We start from the raw sequence: 24,938 nt of genomic DNA on the forward strand, positions 1-24,938 counted from the left end.
GCGGCCGGTTCGAGCCGCCCCCGGGCAGGCGGACGGGGCCTCAGCTCATCCGCAGCGCCAGGAAGAAGTCGAGCTTGTCCTCCAGGCGCGACAGGTCCCGGCCCGTCAACTGCTCGATGCGACCCACCCGGTAGCGCAGCGTGTTGACGTGCAGATGCAGCCGCCCGGCGCAGCGCGTCCAGGAGCCGTCCGACTCCAGGAACGCCTCCAGCGTCGGGATGAGTTCGGCGCGATGACGCCGGTCGTAGTCCCGCAGCGGGTCCAGCAGCCGCGCGGTGAAGGCCCGGCGCACGTCGTCCGGCACGAACGGCAGCAGCAGGACGTGCGAGGCCAGTTCCTGGTGCCCCGCCGCGCACACCCGGCCGGGCCGCGCCGCCGCCACCCGGCGGGCGTGCCGCGCCTCCTCCAGCGCCCCGCGCAGCCCTTCCGCCGAGTGCACCGCCGCGCTCACGCCCAGGGTGACCCGCCCGTCGCCGTCGAGACCGGCGGTCAGGGGAACGCGTACGGACTCCAGCAGCGCGTCGGCGAGGACGCCCGCCTCGGAGCCGTCGTGCTCCGCCGACACCGCGGGCAGCGCGGCGAGCGCGATCGCCTCCTCGCCGGTGTGCGCGACGGCGATGCGGTCGGACGGCTCGGACCCGCCGGCCGACGGGTCGACGAGGATCTCCTCCAGCAGCGACTGGGCCACCGGACCGGCCTCCACGCCTGCGCCGTCCCACTCCACCCGGGCCACGACCACCTGCCAGTGCGGGGCGGCCCCGAGGCCCGGCAGCAGCACCGGCGCGGCCACCCGCAGCCGTGCCGCGATCTCGGCCGGCGCGGCGCCCGTCTGGACCAGGTCCAGGACCTCCTGCGCGAGCCGGCGGCGCACCGTACGGGCCGCGTCCCGGCGGTCGCGCTCGACCGCGATCAGCTGCGTGACGCCGTACAGCAGGTCCAGCCGCTCCTCGGCCCAGTCCCCGGCGTCGGCCTCCACGGCCAGCAGCCACTCCGACAGCACCGTCTCGCGCACGTCCCGCGCGGGCCCCGGGGCGCGGCCGCCGCCGCGGACCGGGAACAGGGAGTACGTCGTCGTGCCGAGCGTCACCCGGTGCGGGGCCCGGCGGCCGGCGCGGGCGGCGGCCAGGTGCTCCGCCGCGAGCCGCGCGCACACCTCGGGAGGCAGGGCCGGCCCGGAGACCTTGGGACCGGCGACGAGACGCCCGGCGGGGGAGAGGATCCAGGCCCGCAGGTCGAGGTCGGAGCGGAGCAGGTCCAGCACCACGTCGGGGCCGCCGCCCGCCGGCCCCGCGGTCATCATCCGGCGGTGCCGGTCCACCACGGCCGCCAGATCGCCGGCCCGCTCGCCGGACACCTGCCGCACGACGTGCTCGGTGATCGTCGCGAAGGCCACCGACTCGTGCACCGCGAACAGCGGCAGCCGGTGCCGGGCGCAGGCCACCACCAGGTCCTCCGGCACGTCCCCCAGCTCCGCCTCGCCCGCGGCCAGCGCCGCCACCCCGGCCTGCACCAGGATGCGCACAAAACTCTCGGAGTCCGCGGCGTCCCGCCGCCACGCGAGCCCCGTCAGCACCAGCTCGCCGCCGGACAGATAGCGGCTCGGGTCCCGCAGGTCGGTGGTCATCACGCCCCGCACCGCGCGGTCCAGCTCGTCCTCGCCGCCGAGCAGCTTCAGGCCCAGCGCGTCGGTGTCCAGCAGTGCGCGCAGCCGCATGTGTCGTCGCCGCCGTTCTCTCGTCTCGGGAGTCTCGAATGTCTCGAACTCGCGTCTGAAACTACGATGGATCTTGCAGGGCTCGGACGCGCCGCTGGAGCTGCACGTTTCCACCGGAGAACCGGGAGGTTTCCGATGTCCTCCATTCATACGAATCTACAAGATGACCCCTGTGGCCAGCCAACTCCTTCATGGTTTCGGTGACTGACCCCACCGGAGTACGGCGCTGTGTACTGACTGCGCTCCCTGTGAACAGGACAGGAAACGAGCCTCGCCCGCCGCACCGGACCGGCTCCGTCCGCAGCACTTCCGCAGCACTTCCGAGACGCAGCAGATCGCAGTGGATCGCAGCAATCGAAGAAGATCGAAGAAGAGAGCCGGTCATGGACTTCCTTCGCCCCTCCAGCTGGGAGGAGGCGCTCGCCGCGAAGGCCGAGCACCCCGCCGCCGTGCCGATCGCGGGCGGCACCGACGTGATGGTCGAGATCAACTTCGACCACCGCAGGCCCGGCCACCTCATCGACCTCACTCGCATCGACGACCTCTACGCCTGGGAGACCGGAGAGGACACCGTGCGGCTGGGCGCCTGCGTGCCGTACAGCCGGATCATCGAGCACCTGAGCGCCGAGCTGCCGGGCCTCGCCCTGGCCTCCCACACCGTCGCCTCCCCGCAGATCCGCAACCGCGGCGGCGTCGGCGGCAACCTCGGCACCGCCTCCCCGGCAGGCGACGCCCACCCCGCGCTGCTCGCCGCCGGCGCGGAGGTCGAGGCCGTCTCGGTGCGTGGCACCCGCATGATCCCGATCGACGCGTTCTACACCGGCGTCAAGCGCAACGCCCTCGCACCGGACGAGCTGATCCGCGCCGTGCACATCAGGAAGGCCGACGGGCCGCAGCAGTTCTCCAAGGTCGGCACCCGCAACGCCATGGTCATCGCCGTGTGCGCCTTCGGCCTGGCCCTGCACCCGTCGACCCGCACGGTCCGCACCGGCATCGGCTCCGCAGCCCCCACCCCGATCAGGGCGAAGGCGGCCGAGGAGTTCCTCACCGCGGCCCTGGAGGAGGGCGGTTTCTGGGACAACGGCAAGATCGTCACCCCGTCGGTCGCCAAGCGGTTCGCCGACCTGTGCGCCGCCGCCTGCAACCCGATCGACGACGTACGGGGCACCGCGAGCTACCGACGCCACGCGGTCGGCGTCATGGCCCGCCGCACGCTCACCTGGACCTGGGAGGCGTACCGCGGCGCCGCCACCACGGAGGGAGTCGCGTGATGCGCGTCAGTTTCACGGTCAACGGCCGCCCGCAGGAGGCCGACGACGTCTGGGAGGGCGAGTCCCTGCTGTACGTCCTGCGGGAGCGGCTCGGCCTGCCCGGCTCCAAGAACGCCTGCGAACAGGGCGAGTGCGGCTCCTGCACGGTCCGCCTGGACGGCGTGCCGGTGTGCTCCTGCCTCGTCGCCGCCGGCCAGGCGGAGGGCCGGGACGTCGTCACCGTAGAGGGCCTCGCCGAGTACGCGAGGCAGCGCTCGCGCGCAACGGCGGCGTCGGGTCCGTCGAGGGCGGCCTGCGACACGGCGGCGCCCGCGTCCGGCACGCCCACGGACCTCCCCGGCACGGCAACGCCCGCCTCCGGCGCCTCGACGACCGCCCCCGGCACCTCACTCGACGACGCCAAGCGGTGGCGGGCCGAGGGCGGCAGCGACTCGCATACCGGCGAGGGCGCCGGACTCGCCCCCATCCAGCAGGCGTTCATCGACGCCGGCGCCGTCCAGTGCGGCTTCTGCACGCCCGGCCTGCTCGTCGCCGCCGACGAGATGCTCGAACGCAACCCCGAGCCCACCGACGCGGACATCCGCGAGGCCCTCTCGGGCAACCTGTGCCGCTGCACCGGCTACGAGAAGATCATGGACGCGGTCCGTCTGGCGGCCGCCCGGCAGCAGGAGGCGGTACGGCCATGACGTCCCCCAACGGCGCCCCCGCCAGGATCACCCAGGGCGCGCGGACCAAGGGCGGCGTCGGCGAGTCCACGCTCCGCCCCGACGGCACCCTCAAGGTCACCGGCGAGTTCGCGTACTCCTCCGACATGTGGCACGAGGACATGCTCTGGGGCCAGATCCTGCGCTCACCCGTCGCCCACGCCGAGATCGTCTCCATCGACACCGGCGAGGCCCTCGCCACCCCGGGCGTGTACGCCGTCATGACCTACGACGACCTGCCGACCGACGTGCGCCACTACGGCCTGGAGATCCGGGACACGCCCGTCCTCGCCCACGGCAGGGTGCGCCACCACGGCGAACCCGTCGCCATCGTCGCCGCCGACCACCCCGAGACCGCCCGCCGCGCCGCCGCGAAGATCAAGGTGGACTACCGGGACCTGCCCGTCGTCACCGACGAGGCCTCCGCGACCGCGCCGGACGCCGTCCTCCTCCACGAGCACCGCGACGACCACCACGCCCACCACGTCCCGCACCCCAACATCGTCCACCGCCAGCCCATCGTGCGCGGCGACGTCGAGGCGGCACGCGCGCGTGCCGACGTGATCGTCGAGGGCGAGTACACCTTCGGCATGCAGGACCAGGCGTTCCTCGGCCCCGAGTCGGGGCTCGCCGTGCCCGAGGAGGACGGCGGCGTCCACCTCTACATCGCCACCCAGTGGCTCCACGCCGACCTGCGCCAGATGGCCCCCGTCCTCGGACTGCCCGAGGACAAGGTCCGGATGACGCTGTCCGGCGTCGGCGGTGCGTTCGGCGGACGCGAGGACCTGTCGATGCAGATCCACGCCTGTCTGCTCGCGCTGCGCACCGGCAAACCCGTCAAGATCGTCTACAACCGCTTCGAGTCGTTCTTCGGGCACGTCCACCGCCACCCCGCGAGGCTCCACTACGAACACGGAGCGACCAGCGACGGCAGGCTCACCCACGTCAAGTGCCGCATCGTGCTCGACGGCGGCGCCTACGCCTCCTCCTCCCCGGCCGTCGTCGGCAACGCCGCCTCCCTCGCCGTCGGCCCCTACGCCGTGGACCACGTGGACATCGAGGCCCTCGCCCTCTACACCAACAACCCGCCCTGCGGGGCCATGCGCGGCTTCGGCGCGGTCCAGGCGTGCTTCGCCTACGAGGCGCAGATGGACAGGCTCGCCGGGCGACTGGGCCTGGACCCGGTCGAGTTCCGGCAGCGCAACGCCATGGAACAGGGCACCCTCATGCCGACCGGCCAGCGCGTCGACTCCCCGGCCCCGGTCGCCGAACTCCTGCGCCGCGTCAAGGCGATGCCCATGCCGCCCGAGCGCCAGTGGGAGAGCAGCGAGGGCGCCGACGTACGGCAGCTGCCCGGCGGCCTGTCCAACACCACGCACGGCGAGGGCGTCGTCCGGGGCGTCGGCTACGCGGTCGGCATCAAGAACGTCGGCTTCTCCGAGGGGTTCGACGACTACTCGACGGCGCGGGTGCGCATGGAGGTCGTCGGCGGCGAGGCCGTCGCCACCGTGCACACCGCGATGGCCGAGGTCGGCCAGGGCGGCGTCACCGTCCACGCGCAGATCGCCCGCACCGAGCTGGGCGTCGCGCAGGTGACCATCCACCCGGCCGACACCGCGGTGGGCAGCGCCGGTTCGACCTCGGCCTCCCGGCAGACGTACGTCACCGGCGGCGCGGTGAAGCACGCCTGCGAACTCGTGCGGGAGCGGGTGCTGGAGATCGGCCGCCGCAGGTTCGGCTCCCACCACCCCGCCTGGGCCACCGCCGAACCGCTGCTGGAGGGCGGGAAGGTCGTCACCGACGGTGGCGAGGTGCTGGCCGACCTGGCCGACGTGCTGGAGGACGAGGCCGTGGAGGTCGAGCGGGAGTGGCGGCACCGGCCGACCGAACCCTTCGACCTGCGCACCGGCCAGGGCAACGGCCACGTCCAGTACTCCTTCGCCGCGCACCGGGCGGTGGTCGAGGTCGACACCGAACTGGGCCTGGTCAAGGTCGTCGAGCTGGCCTGCGCCCAGGACGTGGGCAAGGCCCTCAACCCGCTGTCCGTCGTGGGCCAGATCCAGGGCGGCACGACGCAGGGGCTGGGCATCGCCGTGATGGAGGAGATCGTGGTGGACCCGAGGACGGCGAAGGTGCGCAACCCGTCCTTCACCGACTACCTGATCCCCACGATCCTCGACACCCCGACCATCCCCGTCGACATTCTCGAACTGGCCGACGGCCACGCCCCGTACGGCCTGCGCGGCGTGGGCGAGGCCCCGACGCTGTCCTCGACCCCGGCGGTCCTGGCGGCGATCCGCGCGGCGACGGGCCTGCCCCTCGACCGGACACCGGTACGGCCGGAACACCTGACGGGGACGGCGTAGGCGTAGCAGCCGCCGGGCGGCTGTGCCCGCGGGTCGCACCGCGGGCAGTCGTACGGCAGACGGCCGTACGGCAGACGGTGGTCGTAGGGCCGGCAACCGCACGGCAGACGGTCGCACGGCCGGCAACCGCACGGCCGGCAGGCAAGGAGACCGAGACATGTTGGACATCGCCGACGAGCTGCACCGATGGGTGACACAGGGACGGGACTTCGCCGTGGCCACCGTGGTGTCCGTCGGCGGCAGTGCCCCCCGGCAGCCCGGCGCCGCCCTCGCGGTCGACGCCGACGGCACGGCCGTGGGCTCGGTCTCCGGCGGCTGCGTGGAGGGCGCGGTCTACGAACTGTGCCGGCAGGCGTTGCGGGACGGCGAACCGGTCCTGGAGCGCTTCGGCTACAGCGACGAGGACGCCTTCTCCGTGGGCCTGACCTGCGGTGGCGTCATCGACGTGCTGGTGACGCCGGTCCGCGCGGGCGACCCTGCGCGGCAGGTGACGGCAGCCGCGGTGGCCGCCGCGGCCCGGCGCGAACCGGCGTCCGTGGCGCGGATCGTCTCCGGCCCGGCGCCCCTCCTGGGCCGCGCGCTGCTGGTCCGCCCCGACGGCTCCCACGCCGGCGGCTTCGGCGCGCATCCGGATCTCGACCGCACCGTCGCGGCCGAGGCGGGCGCCTTCCTGGAGGCCGGCCGCACCGGCACGCTGGAGGTCGGAGAGCAGGGCTCACGTTGCGGAGCACCGCTCACCTTGCTGGTCGAGACCTCGGCCCCGCCGCCCCGCATGATCGTCTTCGGCGCGGTCGACTTCGCCTCCGCCCTGGTGCGGATCGGCACGTTCCTCGGCTACCGGGTGACGGTGTGCGACGCCCGCCCCGTCTTCGCGACCGCGGCCCGCTTCCCGGACGCCGACGAGGTGGTGGTCGAGTGGCCGCACCGGTACCTGGAGCGCACCGCGACCGACCGCCGCACGGTCCTGTGCGTGCTGACCCACGACGCCAAGTTCGACGTGCCGCTGCTGAAGCGCGCCCTGCGGCTGCCGGTGGCGTACGTCGGCGCGATGGGCTCCCGCCGCACCCATCTGGACCGCGAGGCCCGCCTGCGCGAGGCCGGCGTGACCGAGGCAGAACTCTCCCGCCTGCGCTCGCCCATCGGCCTCGACCTGGGCGCCCGCACCCCGGAGGAGACGGCCCTGTCCATCGCCGCGGAAATCGTCGCCGCCCGCCACGGCGGCACCGGCATCCCCTTGGCGGGCGCCCACACGCCCATCCACCACGGCGCCCCGCCCGGCGCCGCCCGGCGGCCGGTCTCCGTCGGCGGTCGTCCGCCGGGCGCGGCCTGAGCAGGCCGGGGCCGCAGTCGCCGGCGTTGGGCGCGCGGACGGCGTGCACCCGTGCCGCCGGGTCGGTGAGGCGCACGGGCCGCACGGGCCGCACCGGCCGCCCATGCCGCCGCCGTCCGACGCCGTGCCTGCACGCGCCCGGCGCGTACGGCGCGGCCGGGCCGATCTCGAGGTGCGCCCGTCAGGGAACTCCGGCTGTGCCGTCGCCCAGCAGGCGGTCCACGGCGCGGGCGAACGCGCGCCGGGCCACGCGGGCCAGCAGGCCGTCCACGGGGCGGGGGAGCGGCAGCGGCAGGCGGAGTTCCTCGTGCCAGCCGATCAGCGTCCGCCCGGCGCCGCCCGGGTCCGGGGCGACCTCGATCTCCGCCCAGCCGCGGACCAGCCGCCCGCGCTTCTCCAGCCGGCACCGGCCCCCGCCGCCCTCCCGCGGCGGCCGCCACACCGTGACCTCCATGCGGTCGTCGAACGCCAGCGGGCCGATCCCCGTGCGGGCGACCAGTTCCGTGCCGGGCCCAGCGGGCGGCGGCGTCGTCACCGTGACACGGGTCAGCGGGACCGCGTCGCCGTGCCGGGGCCAGTCCGTCAGCCGGCGCCAGGCCTCGGACGGGGCGAGGGACGTCGTACGGCGCACGCGGAAGAGGGCCACGGGGCGAGCCTAGACGGAGCCCGGCCACGTCGCCGCGTTTGAGACGGCTCCACCCTGGCACCCGCGAAGACCGAGAGCGCGCCCGGTCCGCCGCCCTGCCCCGCCAGAAAGTCGTCCCTCATGCACGATCCCGGCCCCAGCACCCCAGCGACGACGGCACCCGCCCACGCCCCCGCGTACGCCGTGGTCGTGCCCACCGTCGTACGGGACACCCTCGCCGACTGCCTCGCCGCGCTCGCCGCCGCAACCGGACCCGAGCCCCGCGAGATCGTCCTCGTGGACGACCGGCCCGCTCCCGACCCCGCCGACCTCGAACACCCGCTCGCCGTCCTCAGCCACCTGCGGGACCGCACCACCGTGCTGTACGGCCACGGCCACGGCCCCTCCGCCGCCCGCAACACCGGACTGCGCGCGGTCGCCTCGCCCTGGGTCGTCTTCCTGGACGACGACGTCCAGGTCGGGCCGCACTGGTGCGAGCAGCTCGCCGAGGACCTGCGCGCCGCCGACCCCGACACCGCCGCCGTGCAGGGCGTCATCGACGTCCCCCTGCCCGGCGCGCGCCCGCCCACCGACTGGGAGCGCGACACCGTCGCCCGCGCGCGGGCCCGCTGGAGCACCGCCGACATGGCGTACCGCACCGACGCCCTCAAGCAGGTCCACGGCTTCGACGAACGGTTCCGCCGCTCCCACCGCGACGGCACCGACCTCGCGCTGCGCCTCCTCGACGACCGTCGGCGCATACGGCAGGGGCGGCGCAGCGCCCGGCACCCCGTCCACCGCGCCGACCGCTGGGCCTCGGTGCGCGCCCAGCGCGGCCACGCCGACGACGCCCTCATGCTGCGGCTGCACGGTCCCGGCTGGTGGCACAAGGCGGTCGCCCCGCGCGGTCCGATCCGCGCCCATCTGGCCGTCACCGCGACCGGCGCCGCCGCCTGCGCCCTCGCGGTCACCCGGCACCGCGGGCCCGCTCTCGCCGCCGGACTCGTCTGGGCCGTGGGCACCGCCGAGTACGCCCGCGCCCGCATCCTGCCCGGTCCGCGCACCCGCGACGAGGTGACGACCGTCGTCGTGACCAGCGCGCTCATCCCGCCGACGGCCACCTGGCACTGGCTCAGCGGACTCTGGCGGCACCGAAGGGCGCCCGCCTGGCAGGAAGTGGCGTGAGCGGCAAGCGGCGCAGCGACGACAGGGACCAGCCAAGTGCCGGGAAGTGCCGGGACAAGAGCCCACGGCCTCGGTCCGGGTCGCCCCCCGGACCGAGGCCGTGCGCGTTTCTCCGCAATGGTCTTCGGAGCGGTCTCCGTATCTCCGTATCCCCGCGTCTCCGCAATCCGGCTGGTTCCGGCGCGTCTCCGTCCCACTCGTGTGCCCCCGAAATCCCCGGACTAACTCACGGACCGAGCCGCGGGACCGACGGGCCGCCCGACCTGCTCGGGGGCACACGAGAAGGACTGAAGGACTCAGGGACGGGAGGACTCCGCAGGACAGAGGGGCCGACGGGCCGCGACGACTCAGCCGACCTCGTGCGCCTCGTGCGCGGGCGCCGGGGACGCCGACTCCAGCGCCTGCCACAGCCCCGCCGCGCTGTCCCGCACCGCTCCTTCCCGGAACTCGGCACGCAACCGGTGTGCCTCACGGCGCCCGGCCGTGAGGCACCAGTGCCACCATCGCTCCAGCCCGCCCGCGTCCAGCCCGCCGGAGCCCGGCCCGTGCCCGTTCGGCCCGCCCGCCGTGAGCGCCTCCGCCGGCACCACCGCCGGCCAGCCGCACGCCCGCGCCTGAGCCGTCACCTTCGCGCCCCCCGCCACCGGATCGACGGCCAGGGCCGGGGTGCCGGCGCGCAGGGAGAGCACCAGCCCGTGCAGCCGGTCGGTGACGACGAGGTCCAGCCGGGCCAGGACCGACGTCAGCTGGGAGGGCGTCGAGCACAGCCGCCAGTCGTGCGCGTCGAGCCGGGTGTCCAGCTCCAGACGCGCGCACTGCTTGGCCGACAGCCACCGGGTCACCGCCTCGGCGACCTCCGCGTGCCGCCGCTGCCGCCCGTACTCGTGCTGCCCGTGGGTGAGGATCACCCCGACCACCGGCCTGACCGGCGTGGCGGGGGCCCGGGCCGACAGGTCCACCACCGGTTCCTCGTCCCGGGCGTCGCGGGCCAGCACCCGGTGGAACCCGGTGACGGCGGGGCTCGCCGGGTCGATCACGGACGTGCCGACCGCGATCCGGACGCAGTGCGCGAACCGCCGGTGCAGCTCCTCGATCCGCGGACCGTGCAACGGCCCGCACACGAAGATCAGATGGGAGTAGTCCTCCGGCCGCACCCGCTCGAAGTGCAGGGCCCGCTCCCGGAACACCGGGCTCCATACGACGTCGTACGGCGCCCCGCGCCGCGCCAGCACGTCCTCCACCCGTTTCAGGGCCAGCACGTCCCCGGCGGTCGCCTCCCCGTCCCGGAAGCTGAACCACCCGACGACCAGGATGCGCAGTCGTGGCTCCACAGTGCGGCACGGGTGCCCCGTACGCTCCGCTCCAATCACCGCGCCGCCGGCACACCCACCCGGTCGACCCGCTCGATCACCCCGCCCCGCCCTGCCGCCCGGTCCCCTCGGGCGTGCCCGTCAGGCCCTACGGTCGTCCCATGACGAAGGCCACCCCCGCCGCACCCGTCCTCGGCCCGCGCGCCCTCAACCGCGCCACCCTCGACCGGCAGCTGCTCCTGCGCCGCTCGGCCCTGTCCGCGCCGGCCGCCGTGGAGCACCTCGTCGGCCTCCAGGCGCAGGAGGTCAAGCCGCCGTACGTCGCGCTCGCCGCCCGCCTGGACGGTTTCGCGCCGGACCGGCTGGCCGGGCCCCTGGAGCGGCGGGAGGCGGTACGGATCGTCACCCTGCGCTCGACCATCCACCTGCACACCGCCGAGGACGCCCTCGCCCTGCGCCCGCTGGTCCAGCCGGTCGTGCTCCGGGAGTTGAGGAACTTCCGGGAGGGCCTGGCCGGCGTCGACCTGGACCGCCTCGCCGCCCGCGCCCGTGAGCTGGTCGAGGAGGAGCCGCGCACCATGCGGCAGTTGAGGGACGCGCTCGGGGCCGAGTGGCCGGACGCCGACCCGGCCTCCCTCGCCGTCGCCGCCCGCTGCACGCTCCCGCTCGTCCAGGTCACCCCGCGCGGGATCTGGGGGCGCGGTGGACAGGTGGCCCTCACCACCGTCGAGCGGTGGCTCGGCCGGCCCGCCCCGCCCGCCGCGGACGTCGAGGACGTCGTCCGGCGCTATCTGGCCGCCTTCGGGCCCGCCTCCGTCAAGGACATGCAGGTCTGGTGCGGGCTGACCCGGCTGCGCGCCGCCTTCGAGGGCCTGCGGCCCCGGCTGGCGGTCTTCCGGGACGAGAACGGCGTCGAGCTGTTCGACCTGCCCGACGCGCCCCGCCCCGACCCGGACACCCCGGCACCGCCCCGCTTCCTGCCCGAGTTCGACAACCTGCTGCTCTCGCACGCCGACCGCACCCGGGTGCTGCCCGCCCGGCACAGGGGCCGCACCTGGCGGGTGAACACCTTCCACCGCCCGCTGCTCGTGGACGGTTTCGTGGCGGGCGTCTGGCGGCTGACCGAGGACGCCCTGGTCGTCGAGGAGTTCGACGCGCTGACCGGAGCGCAGCGCGCGGCCGTGGCGGGCGAGGGGGAGCGGATGCTGGAGGTCCTCGCGCCGGGGGAGTCGTACGACTTCCGGTTCGGCACGGTGACCGGCTGAACCGGATGACCGGTGACGCGCTGCCTCGGTGAACCGGCGCATGGAGAGGGGGCGTTGCGGGCCGCTCGTGGAGGCCCGCAACGCCCCCTGGTTTTTCACCTGAGTGGTACTCAGGAGCCTTGGTTCACCGGCCCGTCACGAGTTGACCTGAGTGGTCACCAGGCTGGAGAAGGTGGTGAGCCGGGTGTAGACGCCGGGGTAGCCGGCCGCCGCGCAGCCCTCGCCCCAGGAGGTGATGCCGGCCAGCACGCCCCCGATGAGGAGCGGGCCGCCGCTGTCGCCCTGGCAGGTGTCCACGCCGCCGGAGGAGTAGCCGGCGCAGACCATCTCGGCGGCGACGTAGTCGGATCCGTACGAGGTGCGGCAGCTGGTGTCCGAGACCGTGGGGACGGTGGCGGTGCGCAGCTGGTTGGAGGAGCTGCCGCCGGAACGGGTGGTGCCCCAGCCGACGATGCGGGCGGTGGTGCCGGCCGCGTACACGGACGTCTCGGTCGACGAGACGTACTTCGCCGGGGTGTACGGCATCGACGTCGACAGCGTCAGCACGGCGACGTCCTCGCCGTTGGTGGCGTCGGTGTAGTTCGGGTGGATCCAGATCCTGCTGACCCGGGCGACGGTGCCGTTGGTGCCGTTGCGGTAGGTGCGCCCGCCGACGACGCGGACGCTGCTGGTGGTCTCCCCGACCATGCAGTGCGCGGCGGTGACGACCTTCGTCGGCGAGACCAGCGTGCCGCCGCAGAACTGGTTCTGCGACGAGTCGGTGATCTGCATCATGAACGGATACGTGGTCGTGGTGGTGGTCGTCCCGCCCACGATGGGCTGCGGAGCGGCGGCGGCGGGGGAGCCGGCCAGAGCGGTCGCCGCGGCGGCGGCCGTAGCGGCGAGGGCGACGGCGGTCTTTCTCGCGGAACCGTTCCTTCTGGCGCGGATGAGCCCGAACATGAGTCTCCTCAGGGGTTGCCGGTGGGGGGTCGCGCGGGTGCGGGGGGTGGTTCACGAGGGTCTCGGGACCGACCCCCATGTGCCCGGCGAGCGGCACGTCCCCTACGCTAGGACCGGCCTTCGTACCGCCCCAATGAGGGACTCCCCTAGTGGAGTTGGGGCAGGGAAAACCCTCGGTCGCGCCCCCGGCGGCGGCTTGAGGACAGCCTCTGCCGGGCGGGCGCCCCGCCAGTTGCCCCGGTCCGGTCCGTACGCGTGCCCCCGCCAGTTGCCCCGGCCGGTCCCTACGCGTGCCCCTACCAGCCGCCCCCGCCCGGTCCCTGCGCGTGCCGCCTACCGGGCGTGCCGCGCCGCCGCCAGCCGGACGATGTCCACCCGGGAACGGATCCCCAGCTTGCGGTAGACCCGGGTCAGCGTCGCCTCGACCGTCTTGACGCTGATGAACAGCCGCCCGGCTATCTCCCGGTTGGTCGCGCCCTCCATCACCAGCGCCGCGACCTGACGCTCCATCGACGCCAGCCCCTCCAGCGCGTCCGGCACCACCGGGGCGGGCGCGGGGACGGCCGGCTCGGCGGCGCCGGCCGCGATCGCCGCGTCCACCTGACGCAGCCAGGGCAGCGCACGGCACCGCCGGAACAGCCGCGCCGCCTCGTCGTACGACGTCGGACCCGGCCGCCGGGTGCGCAGCCGGGCCAGCGCGAACGCGGTCCGCGCCTCCTCCAGGCCGCAGCCCAGCTTGGCGAGCCGGTCCTGAACCGACGTCAACTGCGCGCACGCCGCGTCGTGTTCGCCCCGCGCCGCGCGCAGCAGGGCCTCGCCCCGGTCGAGCACCGCGAGCGTGCTCTCCCGGCCCAGCCGCAGCGCCTGCTCGCGCGTCACCTCGATCAGGTCCCGCGCCTCGTCCGGTTCGCCGATCAGCACCAGCGCCTCGGCGAGGTCGCCGTGCCAGCGCCCGCGCGCCGGGTCGGTGACGCCGAGGCCGTGCTCCAGCTCCCGCACCCGGCGCAGCGAGCGCACCGTGCCCGGCGCGTCCCCGGCGACCAGCTGGACGTAGCCGAGGGCGGCCAGGGCACGGGACATGTAGATCTGGTCGCCGTCGTCCTCGGCGTGCCGCACCGCCTCCTCGGCCAGCGCGAGCCCGCGCTGCACGTCCCCGCCGGAGGCCTCCGCGAGCGAGGTGAGCACCGCGGAGGCCACCTCGCCGATCCCGGAGTCACGGGCCAGCCGCAGGCTCTCGCGGGACAGGTCCAGGGCACGCCCGCAGTGCCCCGAGCGCAGCTCCGCCTCGGCCAGCATGCGCAGGAAGTGCACTTCGCTCTCGACCATGCCGCGCCGTCGCACCTCCCGCAGCAGCGCCGTGACCGTGCTGCGCGCCTCGGACAGCTGGTCGCCCATCAGCAGCCAGCGCAGCCGGGTCGAGCCCGCGCCGTTGTGATGGCAGGCGACCTGCGGGTCCTGCGGCTCCTTCAGCGCGCGTTTGATGGTCGCCGGGGCGTCCGGGTGGCCCATCAGGGTCTCGGCCTGAGCCTGGAAAGCCAGCGCCAGCAGCTCGGTGCGCCGGTCGCCGCCGCGGGCGGCCAGCTCGGCGGCGTGCGCGGCCTCCTCCCGGCCCTCCGCGAAGTCGCCCTCCACGACCAGGGCGCGCCACGCCAGCTGGTAGTGCACCAGCGCCAGCAGCCGCGGGTCGTCGCCCGCGTCGGCCAGCACCTGCGGGAAGACGGCGTCGACCTCCCCGAGGGCCTGCCCGGCGGCCTCGATCACCACCATCCAGGCCCGCACCCGGTCCGCGGGCACCGTGGCCCGGGTCAGCACCTCGCGGGCGATGTCCCGGGCGAGGTCCACCTCCCCGGCCATGATCGCGTCCTCCGCGGCCTGCAGCCGGCGCTCGTCCGGCCCCGGAGCGCCGTTGGCCGGCGTGTGCCGGGCCGACAGCAGCATGAGCGAGGCGGCCACCGAGGGCGCCCCGCGGTCCCGGGCCAGCGCCGCGGCCCCGGCGAGCCGCGCCGCGACCCCCGGATCGGTGCCGGCCGTGGCCAGCGCCAGGTGCCGGGCACGCTCGATCGGGTCGGACGCCGCCGTCGACAGGGCGGCGTGCGCGGCCCGCCGCTCGTGCGCGGGCGCCTCCGCGTACAGCGCGGCCGAGATCAGCGGGTGGGCGAACCGTACGGCCGGCCCCTCCGGCTCCGTCGCCAGCAGCCCCAGCTCCGCCGCCCGCGCGGTCTCCGCCTCGGCGTTCTCCCGGCCGGCCGCGCGCAGCAGGGCCAGCGTGGGGCGGGCGCCGGCGCTGGCCACCAGCAGGGTGTGCCGGGCCTCGGCCGACAGCATCTCCAGCCGGCTCAGCACCAGGGCGCGCAGCGACGTCGGCACCGGCAGCGGTTCGCCGGGGCGCGGCGGCGTCGGATTCTCGGCCAGCGCACGGCCCAGCTCCAGCGCGAACAGCGGGTTGCCGCCGCTGGTGCGGTGGATGTCCCGCACGGTCGAGCGGGGCAGGCCGGTGTAGCCGCGGTTCTCGAGCAGCGCGGACACCTGGGCGCGGGAGAGGGCGCCGAGGCGGACCGCCAGGGTGTCCGGCGGGGCGGCGCGCAGATGACGGTCGTACTCCTGCCCGTCGGTGCGCACCGCGGCCAGCAGCTGGACCGGGGTGTCGCCCAGGCGGCGGGCGGCGAACCCGAGCAGTTCGGCACTGGCCGAATCCAGCCACTGCACATCGTCGGCGACGACCAGCACCGGCCCGTCGACGGCCAGCGCGCGCAGCGCCGACAGCACCGCCAGGCGCAGCGCGAGACCGTCGCGCTGGAGGGTGGACTCGCCGCGGCCGGTGAGCGCCGACTCCAGGGCCGTGCTCTGCGCGGCGGGCAGCTTGTCGGAGACCCTGTGCAGGACCTGGCCGAGGAGGTCGGCGAGGGCGAGGAAGGGCAGATGCGATTCGGACTCGGTGGCGGAGCAGCGCAACACGGTGCGCGCCGCGCGGGCGTAATCCGCGGTCAACGACCGCAGGACGGTCGATTTCCCTATTCCGGCGGGCCCGTGGAGCAGCACACTGCCGCCCCGGCCGAGCTGGTCACGCGCGGCCGTGAACAGCTCGTCCCGGCCGATGACCAGGTCGGGGCGGCATCTGGCAGGCTCCTGGAAGTCCCGTCGCACGGTCACCGCTCCCTCCGAGTGTCGTGTTCGGGCCAAATTCTAGGCAACGTGTCGTTGAAATTCGGAGGGGCGATGTGGTGAGGGAAATAACAGATTCGGTGCGGAAGCAAATTCTGCGGTCGATCCGTCGCCGGTTCACTGCCGGTCCGCCGCCGGTTCGCCGCCGGTCCGCCGCCCATCCGTGCTCGATCCGCGACCGATCGGCGACCGGTCCGCCCCGCTCCGTTGTCGCTCCGTCGCCGATTCGCCGCTGAACCGTTGTCGATCCGCCGCCCTTCCGATGCCGTCCGCCGCGGCCCTGCGCCAACACCGGCGCCGTGCCGCCACCGGCCCTGCGCCGCCTCGGTGCCCGGGGCCCGTCCCTCCCTCCCATGCCGTCCAGCCGCGCTCCGCCCCCGCTCCGGCCCCCCGCCCGGGGGCGGGCCCTCCCGTCTACGGCAACAGCCCCGCCCGGCGCGCCGCCGCCACCGCCTCCCCCCGGGTCCGGGCGCCCAGCTTGCGCATGGCCGACCGCAGATAGCCCTTGACGGTTTCCGGCCGCAGTCCCAGCCGCCCCGCGGCCACCGCGTTGGTCGCCCCGGCCGCCACGCACGCCAGCACGTCCACCTCCCGAGGCGCCAGGCCGACCCCCTCCGGGCCGCCGCCCTGCGCCACCAGCAGTCCGCACGCCTCCAGCAGCTCGGCCCGCAGCGCCGCGTCCGCGATCCGCGGAGCCAGCGCCCGCAGCGCCGCGTGCGCCTCCCGCACCCGCTCCCGCTCCCGCGCGGCGCCCGGGTCCCGGTCCGGCCCCGGCGACGCAGCGGCCAGCAGGTCCCGCGCCTCCTCCCGCACCACCAGCGCCTGCTCCACGTCCCGTGCCGCCTCCACCGCCGCGCTCAGCGTGCGGTCGCCCAGCGGCTGGGCCGCGCGCAGGGCGCCGTGCAGCACGCCCCGCACCCGGCGCCGTACGACCACCGGCACCGCCAGCACCGACCGCAGCCCCTCGGCGGCGACCGGTGCGTCGTACTCGTGGCTGATCCGCCGCGACGACGGATAGTCCGGCACCGCGCACGGCCGGCCCAGTGCCACCGCTCGCCCGCCGAGACCGCTGCCCGTGCTCACCGCGAGGGAGCTGAGCGCGAGCGTCCGCGTGCCGCTCAGCTCGCTGATCCGCAGCCGCGGCCGGCCGGGCTCCACCAGTCCGCCGAAGGCCACCGGCAGCCCGGTCGACCGTCGCAGCCGCACCAGCGCGCCCCGCATCTCGTCCGCACCGGCCGCTTCCGTCACCACGCGTTCGCTCCTTCACCGCAGCGCACTCCCCCCGTTCGGGGGTAGTGAGACCTGCATCACGGATTACACGATGACAGCGAGCCGCCCGGCAATGGTCCGGCACGAAGGAGGACGAATGACGGCGACGGAGCGCTTCCGCGAGGCACGGGACTTCCTGCTGCGGCACCGAGAGGACTACGCCACCGCCCACCGGGACTTCGCATGGCCCCGCCCCGACCGCTTCAACTGGGCGCTCGACTGGTTCGACGTCATCGCCGACGGCAACGACCGCACCGCCCTGCACATCGTCGAGGAGGACGGCGCCGAGATGCGCCTCACCTTCGCCGAGCTGTCCGAACGCTCCGACCGGGCGGCCAACTGGCTGCGCGCACGCGGGGTGCGCGCCGGCGACCGCGTCCTCGTCATGCTCGGCAACCAGGCCGAGCTGTGGGAGACCGCGCTGGCCGCGATGAAGCTGCGCGCCGTCGTCATCCCGGCCACCCCGCTGCTCGGACCCGCAGACCTGCGCGACCGCGTCGACCGCGGCCGGGTCCGGCACGTACTGGTCCGGGCCGACGACACCGGCAAGTTCGACGACGTCCCCGGCGACTACACGCGCATCGCGGCAGGCGGCGCACCGGACGGCTGGCAGCGGTACGAGGAGGCGTACGACGCCCCGGCCGGCTTCACGCCCGACGGCCCCACCCACGCGGACGACCCGCTGATGCTCTACTTCACCTCGGGGACCACCGCCCGCCCCAAGCTGGTCGAGCACACCCACGTCTCGTACCCGATCGGGCATCTGGCCACCATGTACTGGATCGGCCTGAAGCCGGGCGACGTCCACCTCAACATCTCCTCGCCCGGCTGGGCCAAGCACGCCTGGTCCAACCTCTTCGCCCCCTGGAACGCCGAGGCGACCGTCTTCCTCCACAACTACACCCGCTTCGACCCGGCCCGCCTGATGGCCGAGATGGACCGGGCCGGAGTGACCTCCTTCTGCGCCCCGCCCACGGTGTGGCGGATGCTCATCCAGGCCGACCTCACCCACCTGCGCACCCCGCCCCGCGAGGCCGTGGCCGCCGGGGAGCCGCTCAACCCGGAGGTCATCGAGCAGGTCCGGCGGGCGTGGGGCGTGACGGTCCGGGACGGCTTCGGGCAGACCGAGACGGCGGTGCAGATCGCCAACACCCCCGGCCAGCCGCTGAAGACCGGTTCCATGGGCCGCCCCAGCCCCGGCTACCGCGTCGAACTCCTCGACCCGGTCACGGGCGAACCCGGCGCGTCCGAGGGCGAGATCGCGCTCGATCTGTCCACCCGCCCGGTCGGCCTGATGACCGGCTACCACGGCGACCCGGATCGCACGGCGGAGGCGATGGCCGGCGGCTACTACCGCACCGGTGACATCGGAACACGGGACGAGAACGGATATATTACGTTTGTCGGTCGTCGGGACGACGTGTTCAAAGCCTCCGACTACAAGATCTCCCCGTTCGAGCTGGAGAGCGCGCTGCTGGAGCACGAGGCGGTCGCCGAGGCGGCGGTCGTGCCCGCCCCGGACGAACTGCGGCTCGCCGTGCCGAAGGCGTACGTCGTCCTCGCCGACGGCTGGGAGCCCGGCCCGGACACCGCGAAGGTGCTGTTCGAGCACTCCCGCGAGGTGCTCGCGCCCTACAGGCGCATCCGCCGCCTGGAGTTCGGCGACCTGCCGAAGACCGTGTCGGGCAAGATCCGCCGCATCGAGCTGCGCGAGGCGACGGCCGCGGGCGCCGGCTCCGCCGACGAGTACCGCGAGGAGGACTTCCGGTGACGACGGCCTCCTACAGCCACGGCACGAGCCGGACGCCGCTCCTCGGCGACACCATCGGCGCGAGCCTCGACCGGGCCGTCGCCGCCCACCCGGACCGCGAGGCGCTGGTCGACGTGGTGTCCGGACGCCGCTGGACCTACGCCGAGTTCGGCGCGGCCGTCGACGAGGTGGCACGCGGGCTGCTCGCCAAGGGACTGCGCAAGGGCGACCGGGTCGGCATCTGGGCGGTCAACTGCCCCGAGTGGGTGCTGATCCAGTACGCCACCGCCCGCATCGGCGTCATCCTGGTCAACATCAATCCGGCGTACCGGGCGCACGAGCTGGAGTACGTCCTGGGCCAGGCGGGAGTGACCCTGCTCGTCGCCTCCCTCGCGCACAAGGGCAGCGACTACCGGGCGCTGGTGGAGCAAGTGCGGGGCCGGTGCCCGCAGTTGCGGGAGACGGTGTACATCGGCGACAGGAGCTGGGACGCCTTGACGGAGGCGGCGCGATCCGTCCCCGCCGAGCAACTCGCCTCGCAGGAGGCCGCATTGACATGCGATGACCCGATCAACATCCAGTACACCTCGGGCACCACCGGTTTCCCGAAGGGCGCCACGCTCTCCCACCACAACATCCTCAACAACGGCTACTGGGTGGGCCGTACGATCGGATACACCGAGCAGGACCGGGTCTGCCTGCCCGTGCCCTTCTACCACTGCTTCGGCATGGTCATGGGCAACCTGGGCGCGACCTCCCACGGCGCCTGCATCGTCATCCCGGCCCCGTCCTTCGACCCGAGGGCGACCCTGGAGGCGGTACAGCGCGAGCGGTGCACCTCCCTCTACGGCGTCCCGACCATGTTCATCGCCGAGCTGAACCTCCCCGACTTCGCCTCCTACGACCTCACCTCCCTGCGCACCGGCATCATGGCGGGCTCGCCCTGCCCGGTGGAGGTGATGAAACGGGTCGTCGCCGAGATGCACATGCGCGAGGTCTCCATCTGCTACGGCATGACCGAGACCTCCCCGGTGTCCCTCCAGACCCGCGCGGACGACGACCTGGAACACCGCACGGCCACCGTCGGCCGCGTCCTGCCCCACATCGAGGTGAAGATCGTGGACCCCGCCACCGGAGTGACCCAACCCCGCGGCGCGGCCGGTGAGTTGTGCACCCGTGGCTACAGCGTGATGCTCGGCTACTGGAACGAGCCCGACAAGACCGCCGAGGCCGTCGACCCCGCACGCTGGATGCACACGGGTGACCTCGCGGTGATGCGCCCCGACGGTTACGTCGAGATCGTCGGCCGCATCAAGGACATGATCATCCGGGGCGGCGAGAACATCTACCCGCGCGAGATCGAGGAGTTCCTTTACGGCCATCCGAAGATCGCCGACGTCCAGGTCGTCGGCGTGCCCCACCCGCACTACGGCGAGGAAGTGCTGGCCTGCGTCATCCCCCGCGACCCCGCCGATCCCCCCGCCCTGGACGACATCCGCGCCTTCTGCCAGGGACGGCTCGCCCACTACAAGATCCCGAGCCGGCTCCAGGTGCTGGACTCCTTCCCGATGACGGTGTCCGGAAAGGTACGCAAGATCGAACTCAGGGAGCGATTCACCGCCTGACCCGCCGCCCGGCCGTTCGGCAGCACGGGGCTCGCCCCGTAAGATCGGGGGGCCTTGGGGGTGGGGTTTATGGTCAAGCGCAGTAACGGCACGCCGACACTGGAGGAAGTCGCCGCCCTCGCCGGAGTGGGGCGGGGCACGGTCTCCCGGGTCATCAACAACGCGGCGGGCGTCAAGGAGTCCACGCGCCGCGCCGTCCAGCGCGCCATCGCCGAGCTGGGCTACGTGCCCAATCTGGCGGCGCGTTCACTCGCGGGGCGGCGCGCCGACGCCGTGGCACTCGTGATGACGAAGACGGACTGGCGGCTGTTCGGAGAGCCGTTCTTCTCGGAAGTCGTCCGCGCGGTCGGCGACGCCCTCTCCGACACGGCGGTCCAACTGCTGCTCACCCTGGTGCGCACCGACGCCGAGCGGCAGCGCTTCGTGGAGTACGCCCGCGGCGGCCGGGTCGACGGCGTCCTGCTGATGTCCGTGCGCGCCGAGGACCGGCTGCCCGACATGCTCGCCGACGCCGGCCTGCCCACGGTGCTGCTGGGCCGCCGCTCGGTCGACGAACGCGTCACCTACGTCGACGCGGACAACGTTGGCGGCGCCCGAGCCGCCGTCAACCACCTGGTGAACGGCGGCCGCAGGGCGATCGCCGCCATCACCGGCCCGCCCGAGATGTACGTCGCCCAGTGCAGGCTGCGCGGCTACCACGAGGCCCTGTCCCAGGCCGGGCTGGACAACGGCCCCTCCCTGGTGGTCGAGGGCGACTTCACGGAGGCCAGCGGCAAACGGGCGATGGCCACGCTCCTGGAACGGCACCCCGAGGTCGACGCCGTCTTCGTCGCCTCCGACTCCATGGCCGCCGGCGCCCTGGCCACCCTGCACGCGGCGGGACGCCGGGTTCCGGACGACGTCGCCCTGATCGGCTTCGACGACTTCGAACTGGCCGAACAGACCGACCCACCCCTGACCACCGTCCGCCAGCCCCTGGACGAGATCGGCCGCACGATGGTGCGCCTCCTGCTGGAGGAGATGGACCAGCCGGAGGTCGCCTGGCAGCACGTGATCCTGCGGACGCAGCTGGTGGTGCGGGAGTCGGCGTAGGGGGTGCCGGTCCGCAAGGGCGGCCCGGAAATGGCCGTATCCCCGGCCTGCGCAGGCCGGGGATACGCGGTGACGGGCCGAACCACGAGCCGACCCCGTAACCCGTCCGGGGCGCGGTGGCCGCCCCCGGACGGGCTGCGGCGGGCGGTCAGCCGATCGGCGTGGGGTTGTTGAGCTCGTCGCCGGTGGGCTTGTAGGGGCCGCCGTTGACCGTGGTGTCGGTGAGGGGGAGGGCGTGGGTCTGGTGGTGGCCGGCGGTCGTGGCGTCGTCAACGGTCTGTACGCAGCCTCCACTGACGCAGAGGGTCGTGTCGGGCACGGCAGTGACGCAGCTCCGCCGATGCAGAGGGCCGTGTCCTGGCTCAGCCCCGGCGTCGCGCGGCTCAGCTCGTCAGCACCACCAGCCGCTGAGTAGCCCGCGTCATCGCCACATACCGGTCCACGGCGCCCTCGACACCCGTGCCGAACGCCTCCGGATCCACCAGCACCACCAGGTCGAACTCCAGCCCCTTCGCCAGTTCCGGCGTCAGGGAGCGGACCCGCGAGGCGCCCCGGTAGGACGGGGCGCCGATGACGCAGGCGGTGCCCTCGGTGTGCTCGGTGAGCCAGGTGGTGAGGACCTGCTCCAGTTCCGTGACCGTGCCGTGGGTCACCGGGATGCCGCTGCTGCGGACGGACGTCGGCACGTTGGCGTCGGGGAGGACGGAGCGGATGACCGGCTCGGCCTCCGTCATGACCTCCTCGGGCGTGCGGTAGTTGATGCTCAGGGACGCCACCTCGATCCGGTCGAGGCCGATTCGGGCGAGCCGTTCCTGCCACGACTCGGTGAAGCCGTGCCTGGCCTGCGCGCGGTCGCCGACGATCGTGAAGCTCCGCGACGGGCAGCGCAGCAGCAGCATCTGCCACTCCGCGTCGGTCAGTTCCTGCGCCTCGTCCACGACGACGTGCGCGAACGGGCCGGACAGCGGCTCCGGGTCGGTGGCCAGCAGCGCGGCCTCGTCCACCAGGCTGTCCCGCAGGTCCTGCCCGTGCAGCATGGTCACCGCGCCCTCGCCGTCGGCGTCGGACGCGATCACGTTGTCGATGACGCCGGCCATGCGTTCTCGCTCGGCCTCGACCGCGGCCTCGCGCCGGCGTCTGCGCAGCGCCGCCTTCGGGTCGCCGAGCCGCTGCCGCGCCGCGTCCAGGAGCGGCAGGTCCGACACCGTCCAGGCCCGGGCGTCCGCGCGCTGGAGCCGGCGTACCTCGTCCCGGCTCAGCCATGGCGCGCACATCCGCAGATACGCGGGCACCGACCACAGGTCACCGACCAGGTCGAGCGGGTCGATCAGCGGCCAGGCGTTGTTCAGCGCGCCGGTCAGCTCCGCGTCGCGGGCCAGGAACTTCCGGAACTGGTCCGGCGGCACCTCCTCGCCCAGCTTGTCCAGCAGGATCGTGACCAGCTCCTGCCGGATCAGCTCCCGTGCCTCGTTGTGCGCAGCACCCGACTCCGCCGCCTCGAAGGCCTCGGCCCAGTCGTCGGCGGTCAGCACTGCCTCGCCCCAGGGAGTCGTGACCGTCAGGGTGTCGGTGGGCGGGGTCTCGTAGAACCGGACGGCCTTCTCGATCGCCTTCACCATGCCGGCGGACGACTTCAGCCGGGCCACCTCGGGGTCCTTCTCGGGCGCCGCCGCCGCGCCCTCGGGGACCAGGTCCCGCAGCGTGCACGTCCGTACGCCCTCCTCGCCGAGGCTGGGCAGCACATCGGCGACGTAGGCCAGATAAGGGCCGCTCGGGCCGACGAACAGCACGCCGCCCCTGCGGTGCCCGAAGCGCGGGTCGGAGTAGAGCAGATACGCCGAGCGGTGCAGCGCGACCACCGTCTTGCCCGTGCCCGGACCGCCGTCCACGACCAGCGCGCCGCGCGAACCGGCCCGGATGATCGCGTCCTGGTCGGCCTGGATCGTGGCGAGCACGTCCCGCATCCGCGACGACCGGTTGTCGCCCAGACTCGCGATGAACGCCGACTGGTCGTCCAGCGCCGCCCGCCGCTCCAGTCCTTCCGCGGTGAACACCTCGTCCCAGTAGTCGCTGATCCGGCCCCGGGTCCAGCGGTATCTGCGGCGGCTCGCCAGCCCCATGGGGTTGGCGTGGGTCGCCGCGAAGAACGGCTCGGCCGCGGGGGAGCGCCAGTCGATCAGCAGCCGGCGGCCCGTGCTGTCGGTGAGGCCGAGGCGGCCGACGTAGACGGGCTCGGGGTCGTCCGCGAAGACCATGTGGCCCAGGCACAGGTCGAGGCCGAAGCGCCGCAGTGCCCGCAGGCGGGCCGTCAACCGGTGGATCTCCGCGTCCCGGTCCATCGCCGCCCGGCCCACGCCGCCAGGGGCCCGGCGTTCGGCGGCGAGCTGCTCGTCGAGTTCGGAGATCGTTCGCTCCAGGCTCTCCGCGATGGCCGCGAAGTGCCGCTCGTCACCGGCGATCAGCTCCGGGCCGGCCTTGGCCGAGAGGCGCTCGGGCAGGTCGAAGGCACTGGTGGTCAGGGGGGTCATGGCATCAGCTCCGATCAGCGGCCGCGCGCGCGAAGTCCGGCGGCACGCGGCCTGGGCCTGCGATTCTGCGGCAGAACGGGGGCCTTGCCGCAAGCCCCCCAGTGCGCTATACGTTGAGAGTGGCGAGGAGTGGGTCCACACCCCACCCCGGGTCATGTCACTCCGGACTCATCATTCCGGACTCCAGTGCCGGCCGTTCGCCTGCGATCTTCGTTCGCCTCCAGCACGCGCCATCACCTTCTCAGTGCGCGTCGTGCGCGTCGTGCGCGTCTCGTTCTCAGGGCGCGCCTTTCGCCTTCTCGGCCAGTGGGCTTCTCCCCATCATCGCCGGTCCGCGTCGTCGTTCCCTCCCACCGCCGTCGTCGCTTCAGTGATGCGTCGGCGGCCGGTTTGCGTGTGCTCGCCGCCGGGCGAGGGGTCGTTGTCGCCGCGCCGGCAGTCGTCACTGCTCCCCGGACCCTCCCGGCAGTCCTCCCCGGCCGTCGACGGGTCGACGGCCGGGGAGCGATGACACGGCCGGGAGTCATGACACCGCCGGGGAGTCATGGCATCGCCCGCACCGCCTCCCGCCCACCGCTCCGCCCACCCTCCACCGAAAGTCGTGATCCAGGCTTTCCCATCCCTTGACAGCCCGCTACGGGGCTGGCTTCATGCAAGTGGGAGCGCTCCCACGGGCTCCCGCACGCGTATGCCCAGCGCAAGGTCGGCCATGCTCCAGCCACCGGCCGGCCGGACCCGCGCCGGGCCTTCGCTCCCCAGCACGGCACGACCCGATCCCTCCTCCCGCACGGCCGTACGGA

Annotated in this window: 17 protein-coding genes; 9 read left to right on the forward strand and 8 right to left on the reverse strand. The window is 74.1% G+C overall.

The features are described from left to right. Window positions 1–40 precede the first annotated feature (40 nt). Window positions 41–1,714, reverse strand: a complete 1,674-nt coding sequence (locus tag ACZ6KF_RS05680) for a PucR family transcriptional regulator (protein ID WP_356627778.1) — start codon at window positions 1,712–1,714, stop codon at window positions 41–43. Window positions 1,715–2,097: 383 nt separating this feature from the next. Here ACZ6KF_RS05680 and ACZ6KF_RS05685 point away from each other — a divergent pair, with 383 nt between their 5' ends. From ACZ6KF_RS05685 to ACZ6KF_RS05700, 4 genes are all read left to right on the forward strand, one after another. Continuing rightward, the gene (locus tag ACZ6KF_RS05685; RefSeq protein WP_356627779.1) at window positions 2,098–2,985 is read left to right on the forward strand and encodes an FAD binding domain-containing protein; all 888 of its coding nucleotides are present in this window, start codon (window positions 2,098–2,100) and stop codon (window positions 2,983–2,985) included. Continuing rightward, window positions 2,985–3,671 carry a (2Fe-2S)-binding protein gene (locus ACZ6KF_RS05690; protein ID WP_469158226.1) on the forward strand — a complete coding sequence of 229 codons (687 nt, stop codon included), beginning with the start codon at window positions 2,985–2,987 and terminating at the stop codon, window positions 3,669–3,671. The genes ACZ6KF_RS05685 and ACZ6KF_RS05690 overlap by 1 nt, the downstream gene beginning before the upstream one ends. Further along, entirely contained in the window at window positions 3,668–6,055 is a 2,388-nt protein-coding gene (gene pucD / locus ACZ6KF_RS05695; RefSeq protein ID WP_469237429.1) for a xanthine dehydrogenase subunit D, read from the forward strand. Before ACZ6KF_RS05690 ends, pucD begins: the two co-directional genes overlap by 4 nt. Before the next feature lie 157 nt (window positions 6,056–6,212). Beyond that, window positions 6,213–7,385: an XdhC family protein gene (locus ACZ6KF_RS05700; RefSeq protein WP_356627782.1), complete on the forward strand. Its 1,173-nt coding sequence runs from the start codon at window positions 6,213–6,215 to the stop codon at window positions 7,383–7,385. A gap of 181 nt (window positions 7,386–7,566) precedes the next feature. On the opposite strand, the gene ACZ6KF_RS05705 is transcribed toward ACZ6KF_RS05700, so the two are convergent. Next, on the reverse strand, window positions 7,567–8,031 hold the full coding sequence (locus ACZ6KF_RS05705) for an SRPBCC family protein (protein ID WP_356627783.1): 465 nt from the start codon (window positions 8,029–8,031) through the stop codon (window positions 7,567–7,569). A gap of 120 nt (window positions 8,032–8,151) precedes the next feature. On the opposite strand from ACZ6KF_RS05705, the gene ACZ6KF_RS05710 reads away from it, so the two are divergent. Continuing rightward, complete coding sequence (locus tag ACZ6KF_RS05710) at window positions 8,152–9,195, forward strand: glycosyltransferase (RefSeq protein ID WP_356627784.1); 1,044 nt, start codon at window positions 8,152–8,154, stop codon at window positions 9,193–9,195. A gap of 347 nt (window positions 9,196–9,542) precedes the next feature. Here ACZ6KF_RS05710 and ACZ6KF_RS05715 read toward each other — a convergent pair whose 3' ends face one another. Next, on the reverse strand, window positions 9,543–10,526 hold the full coding sequence (locus ACZ6KF_RS05715) for a polysaccharide pyruvyl transferase family protein (protein WP_356627785.1): 984 nt from the start codon (window positions 10,524–10,526) through the stop codon (window positions 9,543–9,545). A 140-nt stretch (window positions 10,527–10,666) separates the two neighbouring features. Between ACZ6KF_RS05715 and ACZ6KF_RS05720 the strand changes: the two genes are divergently transcribed. Beyond that, the gene (locus ACZ6KF_RS05720; protein ID WP_469237432.1) at window positions 10,667–11,770 is read left to right on the forward strand and encodes a winged helix DNA-binding domain-containing protein; all 1,104 of its coding nucleotides are present in this window, start codon (window positions 10,667–10,669) and stop codon (window positions 11,768–11,770) included. Between the two features lie 135 nt (window positions 11,771–11,905). Here the strand turns inward: ACZ6KF_RS05720 and ACZ6KF_RS05725 are convergent, their stop codons facing one another. The 3 genes from ACZ6KF_RS05725 to ACZ6KF_RS05735 all read right to left on the reverse strand — a co-directional run bounded on the left by ACZ6KF_RS05725 (window position 11,906) and on the right by ACZ6KF_RS05735 (window position 17,095). Further along, a complete protein-coding gene (locus ACZ6KF_RS05725) occupies window positions 11,906–12,712 on the reverse strand; it encodes a S1 family peptidase (protein ID WP_356627787.1) in 807 nt (268 codons plus the stop codon). A 333-nt stretch (window positions 12,713–13,045) separates the two neighbouring features. Continuing rightward, window positions 13,046–15,862, reverse strand: coding sequence for a helix-turn-helix transcriptional regulator (locus ACZ6KF_RS05730; RefSeq protein WP_469175783.1), 2,817 nt, complete (start codon window positions 15,860–15,862; stop codon window positions 13,046–13,048). 426 nt (window positions 15,863–16,288) lie between these two features. Then, window positions 16,289–17,095: a helix-turn-helix transcriptional regulator gene (locus ACZ6KF_RS05735; RefSeq protein WP_469237593.1), complete on the reverse strand. Its 807-nt coding sequence runs from the start codon at window positions 17,093–17,095 to the stop codon at window positions 16,289–16,291. Window positions 17,096–17,240: 145 nt separating this feature from the next. Here ACZ6KF_RS05735 and ACZ6KF_RS05740 point away from each other — a divergent pair, with 145 nt between their 5' ends. From ACZ6KF_RS05740 to ACZ6KF_RS05750, 3 genes are all read left to right on the forward strand, one after another. Then, window positions 17,241–18,914: an AMP-binding protein gene (locus ACZ6KF_RS05740; RefSeq protein ID WP_469237434.1), complete on the forward strand. Its 1,674-nt coding sequence runs from the start codon at window positions 17,241–17,243 to the stop codon at window positions 18,912–18,914. Continuing rightward, window positions 18,911–20,518 (forward strand): AMP-binding protein, encoded by a 1,608-nt coding sequence (locus ACZ6KF_RS05745; protein ID WP_356627791.1) that lies wholly within the window; start codon window positions 18,911–18,913, stop codon window positions 20,516–20,518. The genes ACZ6KF_RS05740 and ACZ6KF_RS05745 overlap by 4 nt, the downstream gene beginning before the upstream one ends. A gap of 69 nt (window positions 20,519–20,587) precedes the next feature. After that, window positions 20,588–21,610: a LacI family DNA-binding transcriptional regulator gene (locus ACZ6KF_RS05750; protein WP_356627792.1), complete on the forward strand. Its 1,023-nt coding sequence runs from the start codon at window positions 20,588–20,590 to the stop codon at window positions 21,608–21,610. Between the two features lie 148 nt (window positions 21,611–21,758). Here the strand turns inward: ACZ6KF_RS05750 and ACZ6KF_RS05755 are convergent, their stop codons facing one another. Both ACZ6KF_RS05755 and helR read right to left on the reverse strand, forming a co-directional pair. Further along, a complete protein-coding gene (locus ACZ6KF_RS05755; RefSeq protein ID WP_469158217.1) occupies window positions 21,759–21,929 on the reverse strand; it encodes a hypothetical protein in 171 nt (56 codons plus the stop codon). Window positions 21,930–21,993: 64 nt separating this feature from the next. Then, window positions 21,994–24,138, reverse strand: a complete 2,145-nt coding sequence (gene helR, locus ACZ6KF_RS05760) for an RNA polymerase recycling motor ATPase HelR (RefSeq protein ID WP_469237436.1) — start codon at window positions 24,136–24,138, stop codon at window positions 21,994–21,996. Between the last annotated feature and the right edge of the window lie 800 nt (window positions 24,139–24,938).

The sequence above is a fragment of the Streptomyces sp. NPDC046379 genome (assembly GCF_055587785.1).

Bases quoted from the DNA above. Each gene is read 5' to 3' on its own strand.
- ACZ6KF_RS05680 (WP_356627778.1), bottom strand. From the start codon at position 1,714: ATGCGGCTGCGCGCACTGCTGGACACCGACGCGCTGGGCCTGAAGCTG.
- ACZ6KF_RS05685 (WP_356627779.1), top strand. From the start codon at position 2,098: ATGGACTTCCTTCGCCCCTCCAGCTGGGAGGAGGCGCTCGCCGCGAAG.
- ACZ6KF_RS05690 (WP_469158226.1), top strand. From the start codon at position 2,985: ATGCGCGTCAGTTTCACGGTCAACGGCCGCCCGCAGGAGGCCGACGAC.
- pucD (WP_469237429.1), top strand. From the start codon at position 3,668: ATGACGTCCCCCAACGGCGCCCCCGCCAGGATCACCCAGGGCGCGCGG.
- ACZ6KF_RS05700 (WP_356627782.1), top strand. From the start codon at position 6,213: ATGTTGGACATCGCCGACGAGCTGCACCGATGGGTGACACAGGGACGG.
- ACZ6KF_RS05710 (WP_356627784.1), top strand. From the start codon at position 8,152: ATGCACGATCCCGGCCCCAGCACCCCAGCGACGACGGCACCCGCCCAC.
- ACZ6KF_RS05720 (WP_469237432.1), top strand. From the start codon at position 10,667: ATGACGAAGGCCACCCCCGCCGCACCCGTCCTCGGCCCGCGCGCCCTC.
- ACZ6KF_RS05725 (WP_356627787.1), bottom strand. From the start codon at position 12,712: ATGTTCGGGCTCATCCGCGCCAGAAGGAACGGTTCCGCGAGAAAGACC.
- ACZ6KF_RS05735 (WP_469237593.1), bottom strand. From the start codon at position 17,095: ATGCGGGGCGCGCTGGTGCGGCTGCGACGGTCGACCGGGCTGCCGGTG.
- ACZ6KF_RS05740 (WP_469237434.1), top strand. From the start codon at position 17,241: ATGACGGCGACGGAGCGCTTCCGCGAGGCACGGGACTTCCTGCTGCGG.
- ACZ6KF_RS05750 (WP_356627792.1), top strand. From the start codon at position 20,588: ATGGTCAAGCGCAGTAACGGCACGCCGACACTGGAGGAAGTCGCCGCC.
- helR (WP_469237436.1), bottom strand. From the start codon at position 24,138: ATGACCCCCCTGACCACCAGTGCCTTCGACCTGCCCGAGCGCCTCTCG.